Annotated in this window: 21 protein-coding genes and 1 tRNA gene; 8 read left to right on the forward strand and 14 right to left on the reverse strand. The window is 39.0% G+C overall.

What is annotated here, in order from left to right:
• Positions 1-2 precede the first annotated feature (2 nt).
• Positions 3-536 (forward strand): disulfide bond formation protein DsbB, encoded by a 534-nt coding sequence (gene dsbB / locus DV356_RS06665; RefSeq protein ID WP_105878016.1) that lies wholly within the window; start codon positions 3-5, stop codon positions 534-536.
• Positions 537-590: 54 nt separating this feature from the next.
• On the opposite strand, the gene glmS is transcribed toward dsbB, so the two are convergent.
• The 11 genes from glmS to DV356_RS06720 form a co-directional block, all read right to left on the reverse strand.
• Complete coding sequence (gene glmS, locus DV356_RS06670; protein ID WP_112119346.1) at positions 591-2,423, reverse strand: glutamine--fructose-6-phosphate transaminase (isomerizing); 1,833 nt, start codon at positions 2,421-2,423, stop codon at positions 591-593.
• Between the two features lie 111 nt (positions 2,424-2,534).
• Complete coding sequence (locus DV356_RS06675; RefSeq protein ID WP_014550417.1) at positions 2,535-2,807, reverse strand: HU family DNA-binding protein; 273 nt, start codon at positions 2,805-2,807, stop codon at positions 2,535-2,537.
• A gap of 139 nt (positions 2,808-2,946) precedes the next feature.
• The gene (locus DV356_RS06680) at positions 2,947-3,537 is read right to left on the reverse strand and encodes a YjaG family protein (protein ID WP_005656455.1); all 591 of its coding nucleotides are present in this window, start codon (positions 3,535-3,537) and stop codon (positions 2,947-2,949) included.
• Positions 3,538-3,572: 35 nt separating this feature from the next.
• Entirely contained in the window at positions 3,573-4,367 is a 795-nt protein-coding gene (gene nudC, locus DV356_RS06685; RefSeq protein ID WP_014550416.1) for an NAD(+) diphosphatase, read from the reverse strand.
• A gap of 66 nt (positions 4,368-4,433) precedes the next feature.
• Positions 4,434-5,030, reverse strand: a complete 597-nt coding sequence (gene nfuA / locus DV356_RS06690; RefSeq protein ID WP_005649300.1) for a Fe-S biogenesis protein NfuA — start codon at positions 5,028-5,030, stop codon at positions 4,434-4,436.
• A gap of 75 nt (positions 5,031-5,105) precedes the next feature.
• Positions 5,106-5,792 carry a ComF family protein gene (locus DV356_RS06695; RefSeq protein ID WP_005669238.1) on the reverse strand — a complete coding sequence of 229 codons (687 nt, stop codon included), beginning with the start codon at positions 5,790-5,792 and terminating at the stop codon, positions 5,106-5,108.
• Between the two features lie 12 nt (positions 5,793-5,804).
• On the reverse strand, positions 5,805-7,142 hold the full coding sequence (locus DV356_RS06700) for a type IV pilus secretin PilQ family protein (protein ID WP_118806711.1): 1,338 nt from the start codon (positions 7,140-7,142) through the stop codon (positions 5,805-5,807).
• A 9-nt stretch (positions 7,143-7,151) separates the two neighbouring features.
• Positions 7,152-7,565, reverse strand: a complete 414-nt coding sequence (locus tag DV356_RS06705) for a pilus assembly protein PilP (protein ID WP_005669241.1) — start codon at positions 7,563-7,565, stop codon at positions 7,152-7,154.
• Positions 7,562-8,071, reverse strand: a complete 510-nt coding sequence (gene comC / locus DV356_RS06710) for a competence protein ComC (RefSeq protein ID WP_118806712.1) — start codon at positions 8,069-8,071, stop codon at positions 7,562-7,564. The genes DV356_RS06705 and comC overlap by 4 nt, the downstream gene beginning before the upstream one ends.
• Complete coding sequence (gene comB, locus DV356_RS06715; RefSeq protein WP_005656467.1) at positions 8,068-8,574, reverse strand: competence protein ComB; 507 nt, start codon at positions 8,572-8,574, stop codon at positions 8,068-8,070. Before comB ends, comC begins: the two co-directional genes overlap by 4 nt.
• Positions 8,575-9,372 (reverse strand): type IV pilus biogenesis protein PilM, encoded by a 798-nt coding sequence (locus DV356_RS06720; RefSeq protein ID WP_005652119.1) that lies wholly within the window; start codon positions 9,370-9,372, stop codon positions 8,575-8,577. It abuts the gene before it with no gap.
• Between the two features lie 98 nt (positions 9,373-9,470).
• Here DV356_RS06720 and DV356_RS06725 point away from each other — a divergent pair, with 98 nt between their 5' ends.
• The 7 genes from DV356_RS06725 (at position 9,471) to DV356_RS06755 (ending at position 16,737) form a co-directional block, all read left to right on the forward strand.
• Positions 9,471-12,065, forward strand: a complete 2,595-nt coding sequence (locus DV356_RS06725; RefSeq protein WP_118806713.1) for a penicillin-binding protein 1A — start codon at positions 9,471-9,473, stop codon at positions 12,063-12,065.
• Positions 12,066-12,137: 72 nt separating this feature from the next.
• Positions 12,138-12,983 carry a 23S rRNA (adenine(2030)-N(6))-methyltransferase RlmJ gene (locus DV356_RS06730; RefSeq protein WP_005656472.1) on the forward strand — a complete coding sequence of 282 codons (846 nt, stop codon included), beginning with the start codon at positions 12,138-12,140 and terminating at the stop codon, positions 12,981-12,983.
• 158 nt (positions 12,984-13,141) lie between these two features.
• Entirely contained in the window at positions 13,142-13,471 is a 330-nt protein-coding gene (locus tag DV356_RS06735; RefSeq protein WP_005629464.1) for a YbaB/EbfC family nucleoid-associated protein, read from the forward strand.
• A gap of 132 nt (positions 13,472-13,603) precedes the next feature.
• Complete coding sequence (gene recR / locus DV356_RS06740) at positions 13,604-14,206, forward strand: recombination mediator RecR (protein ID WP_005626527.1); 603 nt, start codon at positions 13,604-13,606, stop codon at positions 14,204-14,206.
• 15 nt (positions 14,207-14,221) lie between these two features.
• Positions 14,222-16,177 (forward strand): DNA topoisomerase III, encoded by a 1,956-nt coding sequence (locus DV356_RS06745; protein ID WP_116961918.1) that lies wholly within the window; start codon positions 14,222-14,224, stop codon positions 16,175-16,177.
• 108 nt (positions 16,178-16,285) lie between these two features.
• Positions 16,286-16,627 carry a preprotein translocase subunit SecG gene (gene secG, locus DV356_RS06750; RefSeq protein ID WP_005669259.1) on the forward strand — a complete coding sequence of 114 codons (342 nt, stop codon included), beginning with the start codon at positions 16,286-16,288 and terminating at the stop codon, positions 16,625-16,627.
• 24 nt (positions 16,628-16,651) lie between these two features.
• Positions 16,652-16,737: transfer RNA gene (locus tag DV356_RS06755), tRNA-Leu, on the forward strand.
• Positions 16,738-17,171: 434 nt separating this feature from the next.
• Here DV356_RS06755 and DV356_RS06760 read toward each other — a convergent pair.
• The 3 genes from DV356_RS06760 to fruB are packed head-to-tail and all read right to left on the reverse strand — an operon-like array spanning position 17,172 to position 21,286.
• A complete protein-coding gene (locus DV356_RS06760; protein ID WP_116961917.1) occupies positions 17,172-18,842 on the reverse strand; it encodes a fructose-specific PTS transporter subunit EIIC in 1,671 nt (556 codons plus the stop codon).
• 1 nt (position 18,843) lies between these two features.
• Positions 18,844-19,785 (reverse strand): 1-phosphofructokinase, encoded by a 942-nt coding sequence (gene fruK / locus DV356_RS06765; RefSeq protein WP_118806714.1) that lies wholly within the window; start codon positions 19,783-19,785, stop codon positions 18,844-18,846.
• Between the two features lies 1 nt (position 19,786).
• On the reverse strand, positions 19,787-21,286 hold the full coding sequence (gene fruB / locus DV356_RS06770; RefSeq protein ID WP_118806715.1) for a fused PTS fructose transporter subunit IIA/HPr protein: 1,500 nt from the start codon (positions 21,284-21,286) through the stop codon (positions 19,787-19,789).
• Between the last annotated feature and the right edge of the window lie 21 nt (positions 21,287-21,307).

Here is a 21,307-nt window from a genome sequence, read left to right on the forward strand (position 1 = left end):
AAATGCTCGCACTATTAAAACAATTTTCCGAAAAACGTTTTGTGTGGTTTTTATTGGCTTTTTCAAGTTTATCCTTAGAATCCACCGCACTTTACTTCCAATATGGAATGGGCTTACAACCTTGTGTGCTCTGTGTTTATGAACGTTTAGCAATGATTGGCTTATTTGTAGCGGGCATTATTGCTTTATTTCAACCTCGCACTTTCATACTTCGATTAATCGCCTTGGCTTTAGGTTTATTCAGCAGTATTAAGGGCTTATTGATTTCATTTCGTCATCTTGATTTGCAAATGAATCCAGCTCCTTGGAAACAATGTGAGTTTATTCCAAATTTTCCCGAGACTTTACCATTTCACCAATGGTTTCCATTTATATTTAACCCAACTGGCTCTTGTAATGAAAGCCAATGGTCATTATTTGGTTTAACGATGGTGCAATGGCTAGTGGTTATTTTTTCACTATATGTGGTTATTCTCACATTATTGTTAATCGCACAAGTGATTAAAACACGGAAACAAAGAAGATTATTTAACTAAAAAAATACGGTGAAATTTCACCGTTTTTTTTATTACATTAAAATCAACCGCACTTTATTCAACGGTAACTGATTTTGCTAAGTTACGAGGTTGATCTACATCAGTGCCTTTAATTAAAGCCACATAATAAGAAAGTAATTGCATTGGAATGGTATAAAAAATCGGTGCAACAATATCATTGACTTTTGGCATCGTGATGATTTTCATTCCTTCACTTGGCGTAAATCCTGCTTCTTTATCGGCAAATACGTATAATTGACCACCACGAGCTCGCACTTCCTCAATGTTCGATTTTACTTTTTCTAATAATTCATTATTTGGTGCAACGACAATCACTGGCATATCAGCATCAATTAACGCTAATGGCCCGTGTTTCAATTCTCCTGCCGCATAGGCCTCAGCGTGAATATAAGAAATCTCTTTCAATTTCAAAGAAGCCTCTACCGCAATTGGATAAAACGCACCACGGCCTAAGAAAAGTGCATGATGTTTTTCAGCAAAATCCTCTGCTAAAGCTTCAATTTCTGAATCAAAGGCTAATGCTTTTTCAATTTCAGCAGGTAAAGATTGCATTGCTTTGATAATCTCACGTTCTTTTTCTACAGAAATATGACCTTTAACTTTACCAAGTGCCGTTACCAGCATTAATAATGCAGCGAGCTGTGTCGTAAATGCTTTTGTCGATGCCACCCCAACTTCAACACCAGCACGAGTCATAAATGCAAGATCTGATTCGCGTACGAGCGAAGAGCCAGCAACATTACAAATTGTTAATGCCGCCATATAGCCTTTTTCTTTCGCTAAACGAAGTGCAGCTAAAGTATCGGCTGTTTCGCCAGATTGAGAAAGGGTAATCAATAAGCTATTTGGACGGGTAACAAATTTGCGATAACGAAATTCTGATGCAATTTCAACATCACAGCTCACTCCAGCTAAAGATTCAAACCAATAACGCGCCACCATACCTGCATTATAAGATGTACCACAAGCAACAATTTGAATATGCTCAACTTTTTCTAAAATGCCTTTTGCACCATTACCGATTGAATCAACAATCACATTTTCGTGATTAATACGCCCTTCCATTGTATTAATAAGTGCGGTTGGCTGTTCGTAAATTTCTTTCTGCATAAAATGACGGAATTTGCCTTTCTCTGCCGCGTCATTTTCAAGATTAGACTCGTGAATTTCACGTTTAGCCTTATTACCGTGAGTATCATAAATATCAACTGTACGACGTGTAATTTCTGCAATATCTCCTTCTTCTAAAAAGATAAAACGACGGGTAACACTTAAAAGTGCAAGTTGATCTGAAGCTAAGAAATTTTCACCGATACCTAAGCCAATCACAAGTGGACTACCAGAACGAGCTGCCACTAAATGTTCAGGATGACGGCTATCCATTACCACCATACCATATGCGCCCGTGAGTTGTTTTACCGATTTCTGCACAGCCTCTAAAAGGGAATCCGTGCTACGCATTTCCCATTCAACGAGGTGAGCGATCACTTCAGTATCGGTTTGTGATAAAAAGACATAACCACGAGATTTTAATAATTCGCGAAGTTCTTCGTGATTTTCAATAATACCGTTATGTACTACAGCAAAAGTACCTGATGAATGCGGATGCGCATTAGTTTCTGATGGTTCGCCGTGAGTTGCCCAGCGGGTATGTGCAATTCCCGTTCCACCAATTAATGGTTTTTCTGATACGGCTTCATCTAAAGCTTTAACTTTGCCTAAACAACGAATACGTTGTAATTCATTTTGTTTATTGATTACTGCAACACCAGCTGAATCATAACCACGATATTCTAAACGATGTAAACCATTAATTAAGATTTCCGCTACATCTCGTTGCGCTACTGCACCGACAATACCACACATAAGTTTTCCTTATTTATTCTATTACTAAGTTTGTTTTTACATTTGCCACGCGTTTACACAATAAAAAAACCCTGCGCAATCGACAGGGCTTCATTTCATTGATGTTATCAATTATTTGATTGCATCTTTTAATGCTTTACCAGATACAAATGCTGGCACTTTAGATGCTGCGATTTGGATTTCAGCACCAGTTTGTGGGTTACGACCAGTACGAGCAGCACGTTCATTTACTTTAAATGTACCGAAACCGATTAATTGTACAGGCTCACCTTTTTTTAGGCTTGCAGTAATTGCATCTAAAGTCGCTTCTAACGCTGCTTTAGCTTGTTTTTTGTTTAACTCTGCAGCGTTTGCAATTGCATCAATTAAATCTGTTTTGTTCATAAATTTGTACCTTCTGTTAAATAAAAAGTTTGATTCTTTAAAAGTATCTTTGCGAATTTGTCGCAAAAACTGTGCAAAGGATAATCTAACTTGAGATGAATTAAAAGCATGATTTATAAAAATTGTGACAAATCTCACGTTATTGATGAAATTCTATACCAATGTTAGATATACCCTCAGTCCGAATTTCATTTTTTAAAGCTAAAATTAATTCAATATCACGTTTTTCACATTCTTTAAGCAAACGATAAACTTGCCATTGCACATCAAGTTCTGTTTGAATATCTTCATTTTCTTTTAGCTTACTTTCTGACCAATCTCGTCCAGTTTCTGTTTCCAATAATGCCCTTATTGTTCCCAACGAAATTAAGCTTATTTCCACCGCTTTTTCTAAGGTTTCGCCCGCAATAATGGCGTGTAAAATTTCAGCTAAAGCCTGACAGGCATCTAACGCTGGCACAACACCAAAACTATCATAATCATTCACATCAGGAATAATGCTTTCTAATTTCTCCAACTGATTTTCAAAGTTGATTTTGACATCTTTAATTGTTAAATATTCCCACACCAAATTGAGAATATTTTGATACGTTTTGGCTTCCGCACTAAGCTCGTTCATTTGACAGAACAATTTAAAATTTGGTGCCATACGTTCACATAAAGCAGCCATAAAAGTAAGATGTTGCCAACTTTCTAAGTTTTCTAAGCGTTTATGAATCGGATTTCGCATCTTATTTCCTTAATTCGTAAGAGTTGGAATATTTATTAATCGCATTTATGTTCCGCTTTACAAAGTTCAAGCGTCACATGAATTAATTTGCGAGCGATAGTACCCGTTGGCGGTAATTCTGGCAAGGGTTGATCATAAGAAAACCATTGTGCATCGTGAATTTCACTTTCCTGCAATGTTATTTCTCCGCTTTCATAATCAGCCAGAAAACCGACCATTTGAGAATTTGGAAATGCCCAAGGTTGGCTACCGAAATAACGAAGATTTTTTATTGAAATCCCTGTTTCTTCAAAAACCTCTCTCTGCACTGCTTGTTCAAATGTTTCCCCTACTTCGACAAAACCTGCAAGCGTCGTGTATATTCCTCCGTTAGGACTATAATGTCGCTTATGATTTGCCAATAGAATTTCGTGACCACGACGAACCGCAACAATAATTGATGGGCAAATCACAGGATAAGTTTGATACCCACAGTGAATACATTGCACTGCAAGCTCTTCTTGAATTTGTTGTGTTTTATGACCGCACTTTCCACAGAATTTATGGGTTTTCAGAAAATGATTAATTTCCACACCTCGGCTTAATATATGGAATTCATCCTCTGGCAGTGAAAGCAAGTTACGCAAACTCACATATTCTCGTTCATCACTTTCTTGCTCAGCCACAAGCCACAACGGATGATTTTTCCATTCTCCAATTTGCATTGCCTGTAATCCTTCCAAATCAATATCTTTAGCGATACCAAAAGGCAATTCATTATTCACTAAATACAGATTAGAACCTTGTGTAAGCAACCAATAACCAAAATCATCTTGTTGAAGTATTTTCATTTTTTCTCCATAAAAATAACCGCACTTTCAAAAGTGCGGTCATTATAAATCTTCTTTTATAACTCACTAATAATAAGAATGTTCGCCACGTTGATGCTCAGTTATATCTTTTGCACCTTTTAATTCATTCGGGAATAAGCTAACAAGTTGTTTTTCTACGCCATCTTTTAACGTAACATCCACCATTGAACAACCGTTACAGCCACCACCAAATTGTAAAACTGCGTAACCATCTTCAGTAATTTCAATTAAGGTTATACGTCCACCGTGATTTGCAAGCTGTGGGTTAATTTGAGTTTGAATTACATATTCAACACGTTCAATTAATGGCGCATCATCAGCCACCTTACGCATTTTGGCATTCGGTGCTTTTAAGGTCAGTTGCGCACCAAGCTCTTCGGTAACATAATCAATTTCTGCTTCTTCTAAGAAAGGCAAACTCACTTCATCAATAAATGCAGAAAAAGTATTATATTTCATTTCAATATCGCTTTCTTCCACGGCATTCGGGGGGCAATAAGATACGCCACATTCCGCATTAGGCGTACCTGGATTAACCACGAAAATACGAATATTCGTTCCTTCTTCTTGCGTGTCTAAAAGTTTTCGAAAATGCGCTTGTGCGGCATCAGAAATAGCGATTTGCTGGGTTGCTTGTTCCATAATTATGTCCTAAATACTTGAGAGAAAGTATCGGGAATAATACGCTTATCGCGCTTTTTTTTCCAGTGCTTTATATTAAGCTCGTGCCAGCCCCCACACTTGAATCTCCTCCACACCTAATTTTCGCAACAATTTTGAGATTTCATTGAGTGTAGAACCAGTAGTAATCACATCATCCACCAATGCTATACGACGATAAGGAAACTCATTTTTCAAAACAGCAAGAGAAAAGGCATTTTTTAAATTCTGACGACGATCTTTTGCACTCAAACCACGTTGAGCGTGGGTGTGTTTCACACGCTTTACGATATTGTTCAAATTAGGAATATCCAGCCAGCGACTTAATTGCCGAGATAATAAATCAGCCTGATTATAACCCCGTCGCCACTGACGAAAATGATATAAAGGCACTGGAATGATTGCCTCTGGCAATTTAAGTTGATGCGTTCGTTTAGCATCACGCACCGCAAGATATAAAAGCCGAGCTAAAGTGCGGTCAATCCAAAATTGATTTTGAAATTTAAAACGCTGAATCAATATCGAAAGAGGTTCAATATAATGCCCAATAATGACCATCTTATCCCAACTAGGTTCTTGTTTAAGACAATTACCACAATGCTGCGCATAATATTGCAATTCCGAACCACAATGACCGCAATAAGGAAAAGATTTAATTTGTTTTTGGCAACCTGAACATAGCCCATTTTTTGCAATATGAAGATTGCCACGACAGTGGATACAGCGAAAATTAAAAAAATTCATCGTCTAAAAAAGTTATTTTTTCCCCGCACTTTTTTGTTTCAACGCCTCTAACGTTTCTCCTGCTTTTAAAATATGCGGCGTGACGAAAATCACGAGCTCACGTTTTTGATGTCGTTCACTTTCTTTGCTAAATAATCGTTTAATAACAGGTATATCGCCAAGCAATGGCACTTTATCTTCGCTTTTCGTGATTGTGTCGTGAAATACGCCGCCAAGCACAATGGTTTCCCCATCTTTGGCAAAAACCTGAGTATTAATTTCTTGTTTATCAATAGAAACCACCTCATTTTGTCCATAAGCGACACGAGAACCAGGGGAATTTTGACTTACCAATAAATCAAGTAAGATATTGTTATCTTTAGAAATATGTGGCGTCACTTCCAAACCAAGTACTGCCTCACGAAATTCCACAGATTGCGTATCGTTACGAGTATTACTCACGATGTAAGGAATTTCTGTCCCCTGTTTAATGCTCGCACTTTTCTTATTGGTAGTGAGTAAGCGAGGACTTGCAATAATTTCTACATTATTTTCACGCTCCAACGCACTCAATTCTAAATCAAGCAATCGCCCATTAATTTTCGCGACTTGTAATGCTATAGAGCCAGCAGGTGTCGTCGTTGTCGCAAAATTTACATTAAGATTATCCGCAATATTTTCAAAGCTATTGCCTGTAAGGCTGCCCGCAACTCGTCTTGCATTTTCAGTTGGATTAAAAATCCCCCACCGAACGCCAAGTTCTTTCAAACTCTCATCCGTAATTGTCACAATTCGTGCTTCAATAGCGATCTGTTCAATAGGCTTATCCATTTCAGCAATCAGTTTTTTGATATTTTGCACAAAACGAGGTTCATCCTGAATAACCAGCAAATTACTGCGATCATCAAAGGTAATGCTCCCCGCAGGAGAAAGCAAAGATCCACTTCCTGTTGTTAAGGATTTCATTAATTCAGAGGCTTTAGCAAAATGAAGTTTTATCGTATGACTCACTAAGTGCGGTTCATTTGTCGCAAGATTTCCTGCAACTTCACCTTTGCCAGATTGACTGCCGTTTAAATAATAAATCCCATCATCTTTATTCAAAGTAAGATGCTTACTTTTTGCGATTATTTTTAGCAAACGTGGCATATCAATATTGTTTAATTTCAAAGAGATCTTGTTTTCCAATATATCTCCAATCACTAAATTCACATCTTGTTGAAAAGCTAATTGCTCCAGTGTTTGAGCTAAAGGTGCTTGCGATAAACGAATAAAAAAACGTTCGTTATCTGTTTTAGGATTAGCAAAAACGATTAATGGCAAACAAAAATACACTAAAAAACAACCGCACTTTAAAAAATATTTCTTCATAATCTTCCTTTAAAAACTTAATTTTTTCCATTCACTACTATCACATTGCTCTCCTAGCTTGCGCATAAATTGAACATTGTTTTGGTTGATTTTTTCTACAATATAGCCCTCTTGAGCCACATCAACGCCCTCTAAAACGCTGTAAACTTGCAAACCTTGATCTTGCAATAAGGCAAAGGCTTTATCTTTAGAAATCACTACGCCCACCAATTTTAAAGCGTTCAAAGGAATTTCAGCCGCTTGGCGATTTTCATCCGCTCCGCATAGATTATTAGGTACATCTGAGGAAATTATTTCTGTCTGTTCCATTACTGTTTGTGCGTTATCAAACTGAGAACGGTTACGCTGTGTTTTATCGAAAGGATCTTGTCCCCAAGTGCAATTTATAAAAAGCAATGCTGTTAGGAAAAACCAATACTTCATTTTGTCTCCCTATCTAACTGAAAAATAATCTCGGTTTGCAATGGGTTGTCTTCGGGTTTCATAAATTGCAGCCGACTTACAGAAAGCTGTGACGTATTAGCCAAAAGTGCGGTTAAAAATGTCTTCGTTTTCTCAAAATGACCTGTAAGCTGTAAATGCAAAATAGGCTGCTGCCCCATTTCCCAACGTAAATGCTGAGATAAACCGTTGCGTGCAGCTAAACGTTGAATTTGTTTATTCAAAGGAATAATTTGTGGAGAAAGTTTTCGACTTTCCGATTGCTGTTGTAAAGAGGTTAAAATTTTCTGTTGATGCAACAATTCTGAACGTTTCACCGCTAACTCATTTTCAATTTCATGGAAACGTGAACTCCCCTCGATATAATCTAAAACGGGGCGAAAAATCACCGCACTTAATAGCAATAAAAAGGTTAAACCGTGCACATAAAAAGGCTGACTTAGCCATTTTCCAAAAGGAGTCAAAGGATCGTTAAAAAAAGCTTTCATTTTTCCGCCCCTTGTTCCACATCAAAGTGAAAAAACAATGTATCTTGTTCAGGTTGAACCTGACTTAATTTCACATTGGGAAAATGTTTCTTTAAAAATTGATGAATCAGTTCAAATTCTGTTTGATCTTGTGCGTTACCTTCCAAGCTTAAGTTATTCGCATCTTGTTTAAATTTATTCAGTTCTCCTTGTTGAAAAGGTAATTCACTTAGCTGTTGTAAACTCTTTTTTACTTGCTCGTTGGGAATAGATGTCAAAACTTCACCAACTTTCACCGCACTGCGTAACTGATCAATTCGCATCGTAGTTTTATGAAGCTGTTGATTAAGTTGTTCAAACGACTTTTGCTGTGCCTGCAAATTTTGTTTCTGTTGTTCAATCAAATTGCTAAAAGCCAACATTAAATTAATAGCAAGCAAGATAAATAAAGCGATATAAAAAGCTAAACGACGTAAACGCTTTTGATGTTGATAAGTACGCCAAGGCAATAAATTCATCGACATTTAACCACCCACTTTTTGTTGATGTAAATCTTTTTGCCATAGCGCGTTGCCAAGTGCAATAAAAGGGAGTTCTGTTTCTACTCGCTGCCAATTTTCTAGTAATGGTGTATGACTTGAGGGAATTTGATAAACAAAAACTTGTTCAAGTTGTCCTTCAAAACGTTCGGTAAATTGTTCATAAAGTGCGGTCAAATTTTCGTGAGATTGTAAAATTTGTGATTGCTGAGATCTTTCACAAATCGCCAAGCAATAGTCATCTTCTTGAAATAAAAATAAGGTATTTTCTGACCGCACTTGTTCATTCAACAAATACTGAAATGCACGCAAAATAGCATTTGACGCAACATCCAACACATTAATTTTAAATGGCTGAAAATCTTGCAAATAAGTTTGAGCAGTACTTTTACGAATTGCAGTAACCTCTAATCGAAAACCTTGCTTTAACGGGGTAGAACGATAATCAAACCACAATTCTTCTAAAAAAATAGGCAGCTCTTTCTCAATCACAAATTTACATTGTTGATGACATTCTTGTGCATTTAACACTTGTGGCAACATTAATACTTTCGACCAAGTTAAGTGAGCGGGAATGCTTGCTACAAACTGCAAAGGAAAGGTTTTCCCTTGATATTGTGTTTTTAGCTGTTGTAAAAAACGATTTTTAAAATAACGATCATTAACAAAGATTTGATAACTTTGTGGCTGCTCAAGATCATCAAACCACACAAAATCAAAATAACTCTGCTTACGATGAATGCCGATTTGTAAAGTGCGGTAATTTTTCAGGGAGAATTGCATATTCTTTCCTATTCTTTAAAGGCTGAATCTTTTATACTTAACAACCAAATCATAGGTCTCTTGACAAGAATATTCATTAACGAAGCGAGAATTTTACGATGCGGATCGCAAAATTAATATTAAACACCCTATTAACTTTATGTATTTTAGGTTTAGTAGCAGGCGGAATGCTGTATTTCCACCTAAAATCTGAATTGCCCTCAGTAGAAACATTAAGAACCGTTGAATTACAGCAACCAATGCAGATTTATACGGCAGACGGTAAATTAATTGGCGAAGTGGGCGAGCAACGCCGTATTCCAGTGAAATTAGCCGATGTGCCACAACGCTTAATTGACGCATTTTTAGCGACGGAAGACAGTCGTTTTTACGATCATCACGGATTAGACCCTATTGGCATTGCCCGCGCATTGTTTGTCGCAGTGAGTAATGGCGGTGCATCACAAGGCGCAAGTACGATTACTCAACAATTAGCGCGTAACTTTTTCTTAACCTCAGAAAAAACCATTATTCGTAAAGCTCGTGAAGCCGTGCTTGCCGTAGAAATCGAAAATACCCTCAACAAACAAGAAATCTTAGAGCTTTATTTAAACAAAATCTTTTTAGGCTATCGTTCTTATGGTGTTGCAGCGGCAGCACAAACCTATTTCGGTAAATCATTGAATGAATTGACCTTATCTGAAATGGCGATTATTGCTGGTTTACCTAAAGCACCTTCAACAATGAACCCGCTTTATTCACTAAAACGTTCAGAAGAACGCCGCAATGTGGTGCTAAGCCGTATGTTAGATGAAAAATACATCAGCAAAGAAGAATATGATGCTGCATTGAAAGAGCCGATTGTGGCGAGCTATCACGGTGCAAAATTTGAATTTCGAGCCGATTATGTCACTGAAATGGTGCGTCAAGAAATGGTGCGTCGTTTTGGCGAAGAAAATGCTTACACCAGTGGTTATAAAGTATTTACCACTGTACTTTCAAAAGACCAAGCTGAAGCCCAAAAAGCTGTGCGTAATAACTTGATTGATTACGATATGCGTCACGGTTATCGCGGTGGCGCGCCATTATGGCAAAAAAATGAAGCAGCTTGGGACAATGATCGCATTGTCGGTTTTCTACGCAAACTACCTGATTCAGAGCCATTTATTCCTGCGGCAGTGATTGGAATAGTGAAAGGCGGTGCTGAAATATTGCTTGCCTCTGGAGAAAAAATGACCTTATCAAGCAATGCAATGCGTTGGACAGGCAGAAGCAATCCTGTGAAAGTCGGCGAGCAAATTTGGATTCGTCAGCGTGCTAATGGGGAATGGCAATTAGGACAAATTCCCTCAGCAAATTCAGCATTAGTTTCTCTTAATTCAGATAATGGCGCGATTGAAGCAGTGGTGGGTGGCTTTAGCTATGAACAAAGTAAATTCAATCGAGCCACACAATCTTTAGTTCAAGTGGGTTCTTCTATTAAACCATTTATTTACGCGGCAGCATTAGAAAAAGGCTTAACGCTTTCAAGCGTATTACAAGACAGCCCGATTTCTATTCAAAAACCGGGACAAAAAATGTGGCAACCGAAAAACTCGCCTGATCGTTATGATGGCCCAATGCGTTTACGCGTAGGATTAGGTCAATCCAAAAATATGATTGCTATTCGTGCGATCCAAACGGCAGGTATTGATTTCACAGCAGAATTTTTACAACGTTTTGGCTTTAAACGTGATCAATATTTTGCAAGTGAAGCCTTAGCACTTGGCGCGGCCTCTTTCACACCATTAGAAATGGCGCGAGCTTATGCCGTGTTTGATAATGGTGGCTTCCTCATTGAACCTTATATTATTGAAAAAATTCAAGATAATACAGGAAAAGAATTATTTGTCGCAAACCCTAAAATTGCTTGCATTGAATGTAATGATATACCTGTAATTTATGGCGAAACCAAAGACAAAATCAACGGCTTTGCCAATATTCCTTTAGGCGAGAATGCCTTAAAACCAACAGATGACAGCACCAATGGCGAAGAATTAGATCAACAACCTGAAACTGTACCTGAACTGCCAGAATTACAGTCAAATTTCACCGCACTTAAGGAAGATGCAATTGATTTAATGGCTGCTGCAAAAAATGCTTCGTCGAAAATAGAATATGCACCACGTGTCATTAGTGGCGAACTTGCTTTTCTCATTCGTAGTGCCTTAAATACGGCGATTTATGGCGAACAAGGTTTAGACTGGAAAGGCACCAGCTGGCGCATTGCACAAAGCATTAAACGTAGCGATATAGGCGGTAAAACAGGTACTACCAACAGTTCAAAAGTGGCTTGGTATGCAGGATTTGGTGCAAACTTAGTCACTACAACTTATGTCGGGTTTGATGATAACAAACGTGTACTTGGGCGCGGAGAAGCGGGTGCGAAAACAGCCATGCCAGCTTGGATCACTTATATGAAAACGGCTTTAAGTGATAAGCCAGAACGTAAATTGCCACTGCCGCCAAAAATTGTGGAAAAAAGCATTGATACTTTGACAGGTTTGCTTTCTCCAAACGGTGGACGCAAAGAATATTTTATCGTGGGAACAGAACCAACTCGAACCTATCTTTCGGAAATGCAAGAGCGTGGTTATTACGTTCCTACAGAGTTACAGCAACGCTTAAATAATGAAGGCAATACGCCAGCGACGCAACCACAAGAACTCTTCTAAAAATGACCGCACTTTAGTGTGAAATCGAGCGAGTCAATTGGCTCGCCTTCGTTATTAAACAAAGGATATATTATGCTGAGTTATCGTCACTCATTTCATGCTGGCAATCATGCCGATGTCTTGAAACATATTGTTTTAATGCTCATTTTGGAAAATCTTAAACTCAAAGAAAAAGGCTTTTTTTATTTGGATACGCACTCTGGCGTGGGGCGTTATCGTTTATCCTCAAATGAATCAGAAAAAACGGGGGAATATAAAGAAGGTATTGGACGCCTGTGGGATCAAACAGATTTACCCGAAGATGTTGCTCGTTATGTAAAAATGATCAAAAAACTCAATTATGGTGGCAAAGAACTACGTTATTACGCAGGTTCTCCATTAATTGCCGCGGAATTATTGCGCCCACAAGATCGGGCGCTATTGACCGAGCTTCATCCTAGCGATTATCCAATACTTCGCAATAATTTTAGCGACGACAAAAATGTCACCGTAAAATGTGACAATGGCTTTCAACAAGTCAAAGCAACGCTTCCGCCAAAAGAACGCCGAGGCTTAGTACTCATCGATCCGCCTTATGAATTAAAAGATGATTATGATCTTGTCGTCAAAGCCATTGAAGAAGGTTATAAACGTTTTGCCACTGGCACTTATGCGATTTGGTATCCTGTTGTATTACGCCAACAAACTAAACGTATTTTTAAGGGCTTAGAAGCAACGGGAATTAGAAAAATTCTAAAAATTGAGCTCGCTATTCGCCCTGATAGCGATCAACGAGGAATGACCGCAAGCGGTATGGTGGTAATTAATCCACCTTGGACATTAGAAACCCAAATGAAAGAAATTTTGCCTTATCTCACAAAAACATTAGTTCCAGAAGGTACTGGAAGCTGGACTGTCGAATGGATTACACCTGAATAACCATATCTTCCCATTCTAAACCCCACTAAATTTCACCGCACTTTATAGCTTAAAAGTGCGGTAAGATTTTCTAAGATTTTAAATAAATCCCACAGTTCCCAAAAGCCCATTTTTTCGCTAGAATGCACGCAATTTTTGACTTAATAAAGGATAACATTATGTTTGGAAAAGGCGGTTTAGGCGGCTTGATGAAACAAGCCCAACAAATGCAAGAAAAAATGCAAAAAATGCAAGAAGAAATCGCGCAACTAGAAGTAACAGGTGAATCTGGTGCAGGTTTAGTGAAAATCACAATTAATGGTGCACATAACTGCCGTCGCATTGACATTGATCCGTCTTTAATGGAAGACGATAAAGAAATGTTAGAAGATTTAATCGCAGCTGCTTTTAATGATGCGGTGCGTCGTGCAGAAGAATTACAAAAAGAAAAAATGGCATCGGTTACCGCTGGAATGCCATTACCACCAGGAATGAAGTTTCCGTTTTAATCGAACACTTGTCTTCCCCTGCTTGCGGGGGAAGGTGTCGCAAAACGACGGAAGAGGGTTCCCCCTAAGCCTTCGGTAGCTTCCCCCGTAAATAGAGGGAGCGGAAAGTAGCCTTATATTTCATCTCAAATTATGCAAAGCAGCCCACTTTTAGAACACCTTATTGAAAACTTACGTTGTCTTCCAGGCGTAGGGCCTAAATCTGCGCAACGTATGGCTTATCATCTTTTACAACGTAATCGTAGCGGTGGAATGAATTTAGCTCGAGCACTCACAGAAGCCATGTCTAAAATTGGCCATTGTTCACAATGTCGAGACTTTACGGAAGAAGATACTTGCAACATTTGCAATAATCCACGCCGTCAAAATTCAGGTTTGCTTTGTGTCGTTGAAATGCCAGCAGATATTCAAGCGATTGAGCAAACAGGGCAATTTTCAGGACGTTATTTTGTTTTAATGGGACATTTGTCTCCACTTGATGGTATTGGACCTCGTGAAATTGGCTTAGATTTACTGCAAAAACGCTTAGTAGAAGAATCTTTCCACGAAGTGATTCTTGCAACAAATCCAACTGTGGAAGGCGATGCAACAGCAAATTACATCGCTGAAATGTGCCGCCAACACAATATCAAAGTGAGTCGTATCGCTCACGGTATCCCTGTCGGTGGTGAACTGGAAACTGTGGACGGCACAACGCTTACTCACTCTTTTCTAGGTCGTCGTCAAATCGACTAATCTTCTCATACCATTATGCGTTTATTTATCGCCGAAAAACCAAGCCTAGCTCGTGCTATTGCTGACGTGCTCCCTAAGCCTCATCAACGTGGGGATGGTTTTATTAAATGTGGCGATAATGATGTGGTAACTTGGTGTGTAGGGCATTTGCTCGAGCAAGCAGAACCCGATGCCTATGATCCTAAATTCAAACAATGGCGTTTAGAACATCTCCCTATCATTCCTGAAAAATGGCAACTTTTACCGCGAAAAGAAGTAAAAAAACAACTTTCTGTGGTAGAAAAACTGATCCATCAAGCGGATACACTTGTTAATGCAGGAGACCCTGATAGAGAAGGACAATTACTTGTAGATGAAGTGTTCAGTTATGCCAATTTATCTGCCGAAAAACGCGATAAAATTTTACGCTGTTTGATTAGCGACCTAAATCCAAGTGCGGTAGAAAAAGCGGTTAAAAAATTACAACCTAACCGTAACTTTATTCCTCTTGCCACATCTGCACTCGCACGAGCCCGAGCTGATTGGCTTTATGGCATTAATATGACCAGAGCCTATACCATTCGTGGCAGACAAACTGGCTATGATGGCGTGCTTTCGGTTGGACGAGTGCAAACCCCTGTGCTAGGTTTAATTGTACGTCGAGATTTGGAAATTGAACATTTCCAGCCCAAAGACTTCTTTGAAGTACAGGCTTGGGTTAATCCAGAGAATAAAGAAGAAAAAACTCCAGAAAAATCAACCGCACTTTTCAGCGCCTTATGGCAACCTAGCAAAGCTTGCGAGGATTACCAAGATGATGACGGCAGGGTGCTCTCTAAAGGATTAGCAGAAAACGTTGTAAAACGTATTACAAATCAACCAGCAGAAGTCACCGAATACAAAGACGTTCGTGAAAAAGAAACGGCGCCTTTGCCTTATTCTCTTTCTGCGTTACAAATTGATGCAGCAAAGCGATTCGGTATGTCCGCTCAAGCCGTATTAGATACGTGCCAACGCCTATATGAAACTCATCGTTTGATTACTTATCCGCGTTCTGATTGTCGCTATTTGCCCGAAGAACATTTTGCTGAACGACACAATGTATTAAATGCAATTTCAACCCATTGTGAAGCTTATCAAGTCTTACCAAATGTCATTTCAACTGAACAGAGAAATCGCTGTTGGAATGATAAAAAAGTAGAAGCTCACCATGCAATCATTCCAACTGCCAAAAATCGTCCAGTAAATCTAACACAAGAAGAACGTAATATTTACAGCCTTATCGCTCGCCAATATTTAATGCAATTTTGCCCTGACGCAGAATATCGTAAAAGTAAAATCACATTAAATATCGCTGGCGGTACTTTTATAGCTCAAGCACGAAATTTACAAACGGCTGGGTGGAAAGAATTGTTAGGCAAAGAAGACAACACAGAAAATCAAGAACCCTTATTACCAATAGTAAAGAAAGGACAAATTTTGCATTGTGAACGCGGAGAAGTGATGAGTAAAAAAACTCAGCCGCCAAAGCCCTTCACGGATGCAACCTTGCTTTCAGCAATGACGGGCATTGCGCGATTTGTGCAGGATAAAGAACTCAAAAAAATTCTGCGAGAAACCGATGGATTGGGTACAGAGGCTACTCGCGCTGGCATCATTGAATTACTTTTTAAACGCGGTTTTTTAACAAAAAAAGGGCGAAATATTCACAGTACAGAAACTGGAAGAATTTTAATTCAGGCATTACCAGATATTGCCACCCAACCAGATATGACGGCTCATTGGGAATCGCAACTCACAGACATTAGTCAAAAACAAGCAACCTATCAACAATTTATGCATAACTTAAATCAAATGTTGCCTGATTTAGTCCGTTTTGTAGATCTTAATGCATTAAGACAATTAAGCCGCATTAAAATGATTAAATCCGATAGAGCGAAACCTAAAAGTGCGGTAAAAAAATCGAGTAAATCAAACGGTAAAACTGATTAAAGTTAAACCAATTAATATTTTTTTTATGCAAAGCACTTGCGAGAAAATTGAATTTTCTATAACATTCACGACCAGTTTTCTTGCAAAATTGCAAATTAGAGAGAAAAAATGTATCAAGTTCTTTTATTTATTTATGTTGTTGTCGCGATTGCCTTGATCGGGTTTATTCTCGTTCAACAAGGTAAAGGGGCGAATGCGGGTGCATCTTTTGGTGGTGGTGCATCAGGTACAATGTTTGGCTCTGCTGGTGCAGGTAACTTTTTAACACGTACTAGTGCGATTTTAGCAACCGCATTTTTTGTTATTGCCCTTGTTTTAGGTAATATGAATTCACATAAAGGCAATGTTCAAAAAGGTGCTTTTGACGATTTATCACAAGCTGCAGAGCAAGTTCAGCAACAACAAGCAGCTCCAGCGAAAGAAAATAAAAATAGCGACATCCCACAATAAAATAGGGTTAGCATAAAAATTAAAGCTCTGGTGGTGGAATTGGTAGACACGCTATCTTGAGGGGGTAGTGACCACAGGTCGTGCGAGTTCAAGTCTCGCCCAGAGCACCAAATTAAAAATATACAGCACTAAAAGCATTACAAAGCCTTGATTCTACTGAAATCAAGGCTTTTTTATTCCCTATACTCCACTATAAAATACTATCGAACCTTAGAATTTTAGTAATAGACTTAATAATATATTCACGCTAAGGCAAAAAAATCTATTACTAAAACAGCATAGAGACTTGTAAATACTAGGATTATCGCCTAGTTTGTTATATTACTACGTAGGGCTATTTTATGGCATACTTAACAAATCCGCTTTCTGACACCCAAATTAAAAAAGCAAAACTGAAAGAAAAAGATTGCTCCTACTTTTACAAACGATTCACGAATACATCCATAACTAAAAGGACTAAGCCCTGTAGATTACAGAGCTTAGTCCTTGATTTCATAGTCTAACTTTTTCAATGAAAATTATTTTTTACATTCAAAGTGCGGTATTATTCCGCATTGTTTTTCGATTTAATAATGGCGTAAACCACACCTGTTGATAAAGCACCAATCGCAATTGCACCAAGATATTTCAATGGCTCAGATACAAATGGAATGACAAATAATCCGCCGTGCGGAGCTTGTAAGGTAATATTTAATCCCATTGAAATCGCACCAGCCACCGCACCACCAATCACAGAGCTAATAATGACTCGAATTGGATCTGCTGCCACAAATGGTAATGCACCTTCAGAAATAAAACATAAACCAAGAACAAATGATGCTTTCCCCGCATCGCGTTGGCTAACGGTAAATTTATTGCGAGCAATCCAAGTCGCAACTGTCATACCAATTGGAGGAACCATACCCGCCGCCATTGCCGCAGCCATTGGTGTATAAACTTGGGAAGCAATCAATCCAACCGAAAAAGTGTACGCTGCTTTATTTACTGGTCCGCCCATATCGATACACATCATTGCGCCGATAATTGCACCTAACACAATCGCATTCACTTCGCCCATTGAAGTAAGCCAATTACTTAGCTCTTTCATAATTTCAGCCACTGGTGGATTGATGAGGTAAATCATCGTCAAACCAACAATCATCGAACCTAAGAGCGGTAAAATTAAAATCGGTTTTAATGAAGTCAGACTTGCTGGCAATCGAATAATCACATTTAGCCCTTTCACCACATAGCCCGCTAAGAAACCTGCAATAATACCGCCAAGAATCCCTGCACCCGCTTCACTTGCCAGCATCCCTGCAATCAAACCAACTGCAAGTCCTGGACGATCAGCGATAGAAAATGCAACGTAGCCAGCAAACACGGCAATCATTAACTTGAACGCCACACCACTACCGATATTTATCAACATATTTGGAAGATCTTGAAAAACTCCTGTATTTTCAATTACATTAAAACTAAACATAAAGGAAATCGCGATCAACAATCCACCAGCAACCACTAACGGTAACATATGAGAAACACCAGTCATTAAGTGTTTGTACACACCTTTTTTCTCACGGCTTTCTTCTTTCGTTCCCGCATTATTTCCACCATCAAAAATTTTGGCCTCTTTAAATGCTTTATCAAATTCTTGATCGGTTTTCTTCAAGGCTAAGCCTGTTGAAGTGCGGTACATTGGCTTACCTTTAAATTTATCTAAAGGCACATCAATATCTGCTGCAACAAATACCAAATCAGCCGCTGCGACTTCTTCTGCAGTAATTTCATTGCCAGCCCCAACTTGACCACGGGTTTCAACTTTTACATTCCAACCTTGCTTTTTCGCATAGGCTTCAATCGCTTCAGCCGACATAAACGTATGTGCAACGCCTGTTGGACAAGCCGTTACCGCAACAATATTTTTTACACCAGAAACACCTGTAAAAGTCACCGCACTTTTCGGTGCAACATAATCAGCCCCATTGGCTAAAGCGTTTGCCAACGTGACCTCAGGAGAAATCATGGCGATAGCTTCGCCGATAATAAAGACTTTTTTACCGACTAACGCAGGGTTATTTGGTAATACAGAACCAAATACAAGAACAAGATCTGCTTCGGTTGGTGTTTCTACAATAGAGACATTTGCTTTTTGTGCAACTGCTCGAAAAACTTCATGTAATAAATAGGCTTTCGCATCGCCTACATTAGCTGATTGGGTTAAAAATAACTTCATACTATCCTTCAATCATCGTTATTTGTACTTTTTCTAAAATGGGGTCAAGTAAACTCAAATCACTCACACCGACGTTACTCTGAGATACCGCAAAAGCGGACACAGCCGTAGCAAAAGCTAAAGTTTCTGTTTTCGATAAACCTTTTTCAAAACCATAGATTAAGCCTGCTACCATGGAATCGCCCGCCCCAACGGTACTCACGACATTTTCACATTGTGCTGGTTCGGCTTTGAGCACGCCTTCATTATTAATCCATAAAGAACCTTTTTCGCCCATTGAAATAATCACGTTTTCAATGCTTTCCGCTTTAAGTTGCTGTGCGGCGGCAATCATTTCTTCAAGACTATTTAATGGATGACCAACCCAAGTCTCAAATTCTCGATGATTAGGTTTTACTAGCCAAGGTTTCGCTTTTAATCCAGCGGTGAGTGCAGCATTGCTACTATCAAGCACCACTTTTACGCCAGCTTGGTGAAGCTGATTTAACCAATCAGCAAACAATTCAGGAGACACACCTCGAGGTAAACTGCCACACACTGCGACAATGTCATAATTTAAACAATAAGCCAAAGAATCCGTCACAAATTGTTGCCAAACTTGTGGGCTTATTTGATATCCCAAGAAATTTAAGTCTGTCACATCCGCTTCAGTCTCGGTAATTTTTACATTGATACGCGTTTTGCCATCAACACGGTGGAATTTATCTTCCAAACCGTGCTGATTAAACATTTGCCCGAAATCAGCTGAATTATCCTCGCCCAAGAAACCACCTACTACAACATCAACGCCTAAATCTTTTAGTACTTTTGCAACATTAATGCCTTTTCCTGCAGGAAATAAGCCCAGCGTTTCTACCGTGTTTACTTCGCCAAGTTGAATACGATTTAAACGCCCGACTAAATCATAAGCGGTATTTAAGGTAATTGTTACGACGTTTGCCATACTATTCCCCTAAACCCGATTCGATTACAGCACCGATTCCGTCAATAGCTTGTTGCGCTTCATCGCCCGTCGCAACAAAACGTAAACGAGTCCCTTTCACTACGCCTAATGCCACAATTTTCATCAAGCTTTTAGCACTGACTAATTGAGAATTACGATCAAGATTTTGAACTGCTACGGAAGCATTATATTTCTTCACTTCGTTTACCAATATCGCACTTGGGCGAGCGTGCAAACCTTGCTCATTTTTAATCACAAATACGGCTTCAATGGCATTTGCCGGCAAATTATCATCTTCTGTTACCGCAGATGTGTGAATTTGATCGCCCATAATCTCAATGGTATCTGGTTCAGACGGTGGCACTGCCGAAACATTCTCGCCCAAGCCATTGGCTATCGCTTTGCCCAATGATTCAATCGCTTGTTTGGCATCTTCTCCTTCAGCCACAAAACGTAAGCGATGTCCTTGCGTTACACCGAGCGCAACAATCTTCATCAAACTTTTTGCACTCACGACTTCACTTTCACGAGTAAGATTTTGCACAGTAATTTTAGAAGTGAATTTTTTCACTTCATTAACCAAATTTGCACTTGGGCGCGCATGTAAACCGTGTTCATTACGAATTGTAAAAGTTCCTACAACTGCACCTTCTACAGATTGAGTTTCAACATCACACGCTAAACCCAAAAGTGCGGTCAAAATTTCTGTTGAATTACCATTGAGCAAGGTTGTTTGAACCTCATCATCTAATAAACGCGCTAAAGTTGGATTAATTTGATCACTGACAGCTGCAACAGTTATCACGCCTTTTACGGCTTTGCCATTGTGGCTAAAGATCGTTTTGGCACGACTAAATGCTAAGGCATTTTTCACATTTCCTACGACAGAATCCGTTACCCATAATCCTTTGCCAAGCGGTAATGCCGCATTATTAATCACTTCAGAAATAAAGCGATTTTCCACCGCACTTTGCACTTGTAATTGCCCTGCATTAATCGCGACTAAAGTTAATAAACTTTGGGTATCTACGTCTAAACTGATATTGGCAGCAGGAATTTCAAATGGCTCAATTGTCTCACCCATTAAAATCGCACGAAATTCAGCCACATCGGTTATTTTTGCTAATTTCGCTGCGGTATCTTCATCGCTCAAAACCTGAGTAAGTTGGCGTAACAAAGACAAATGTTCATCAGATCGCGCCGCAATACCAATCACGACATAAGCAATATTGCCCTCGCCCCATTCTATGCCTTGAGGAAATTGAAACACTTGCACACCCGTTTTCTTTACCATCGAACGAGTATCCAAGGTGCCGTGAGGAATCGCGATACCATTGCCTAAAAAGGTTGAGGTTTGCAACTCACGCGCTAACATTCCTTGCAAATAACCATTTTCCACATTGTCTGCTTCAACTAATGCGGACGCTGCCATTTCAATTGCTTGTTGTTTATCCGCTGCGTTAGCATTTAAATGAATGTTGCTTTCCGAAAGTTCTAACATTCTTGCTCCTTAATAATTTAA

The sequence above is a fragment of the Haemophilus influenzae genome, from assembly GCF_003494325.1.
In the GTDB taxonomy this organism is placed as follows: domain Bacteria; phylum Pseudomonadota; class Gammaproteobacteria; order Enterobacterales; family Pasteurellaceae; genus Haemophilus; species Haemophilus influenzae_I.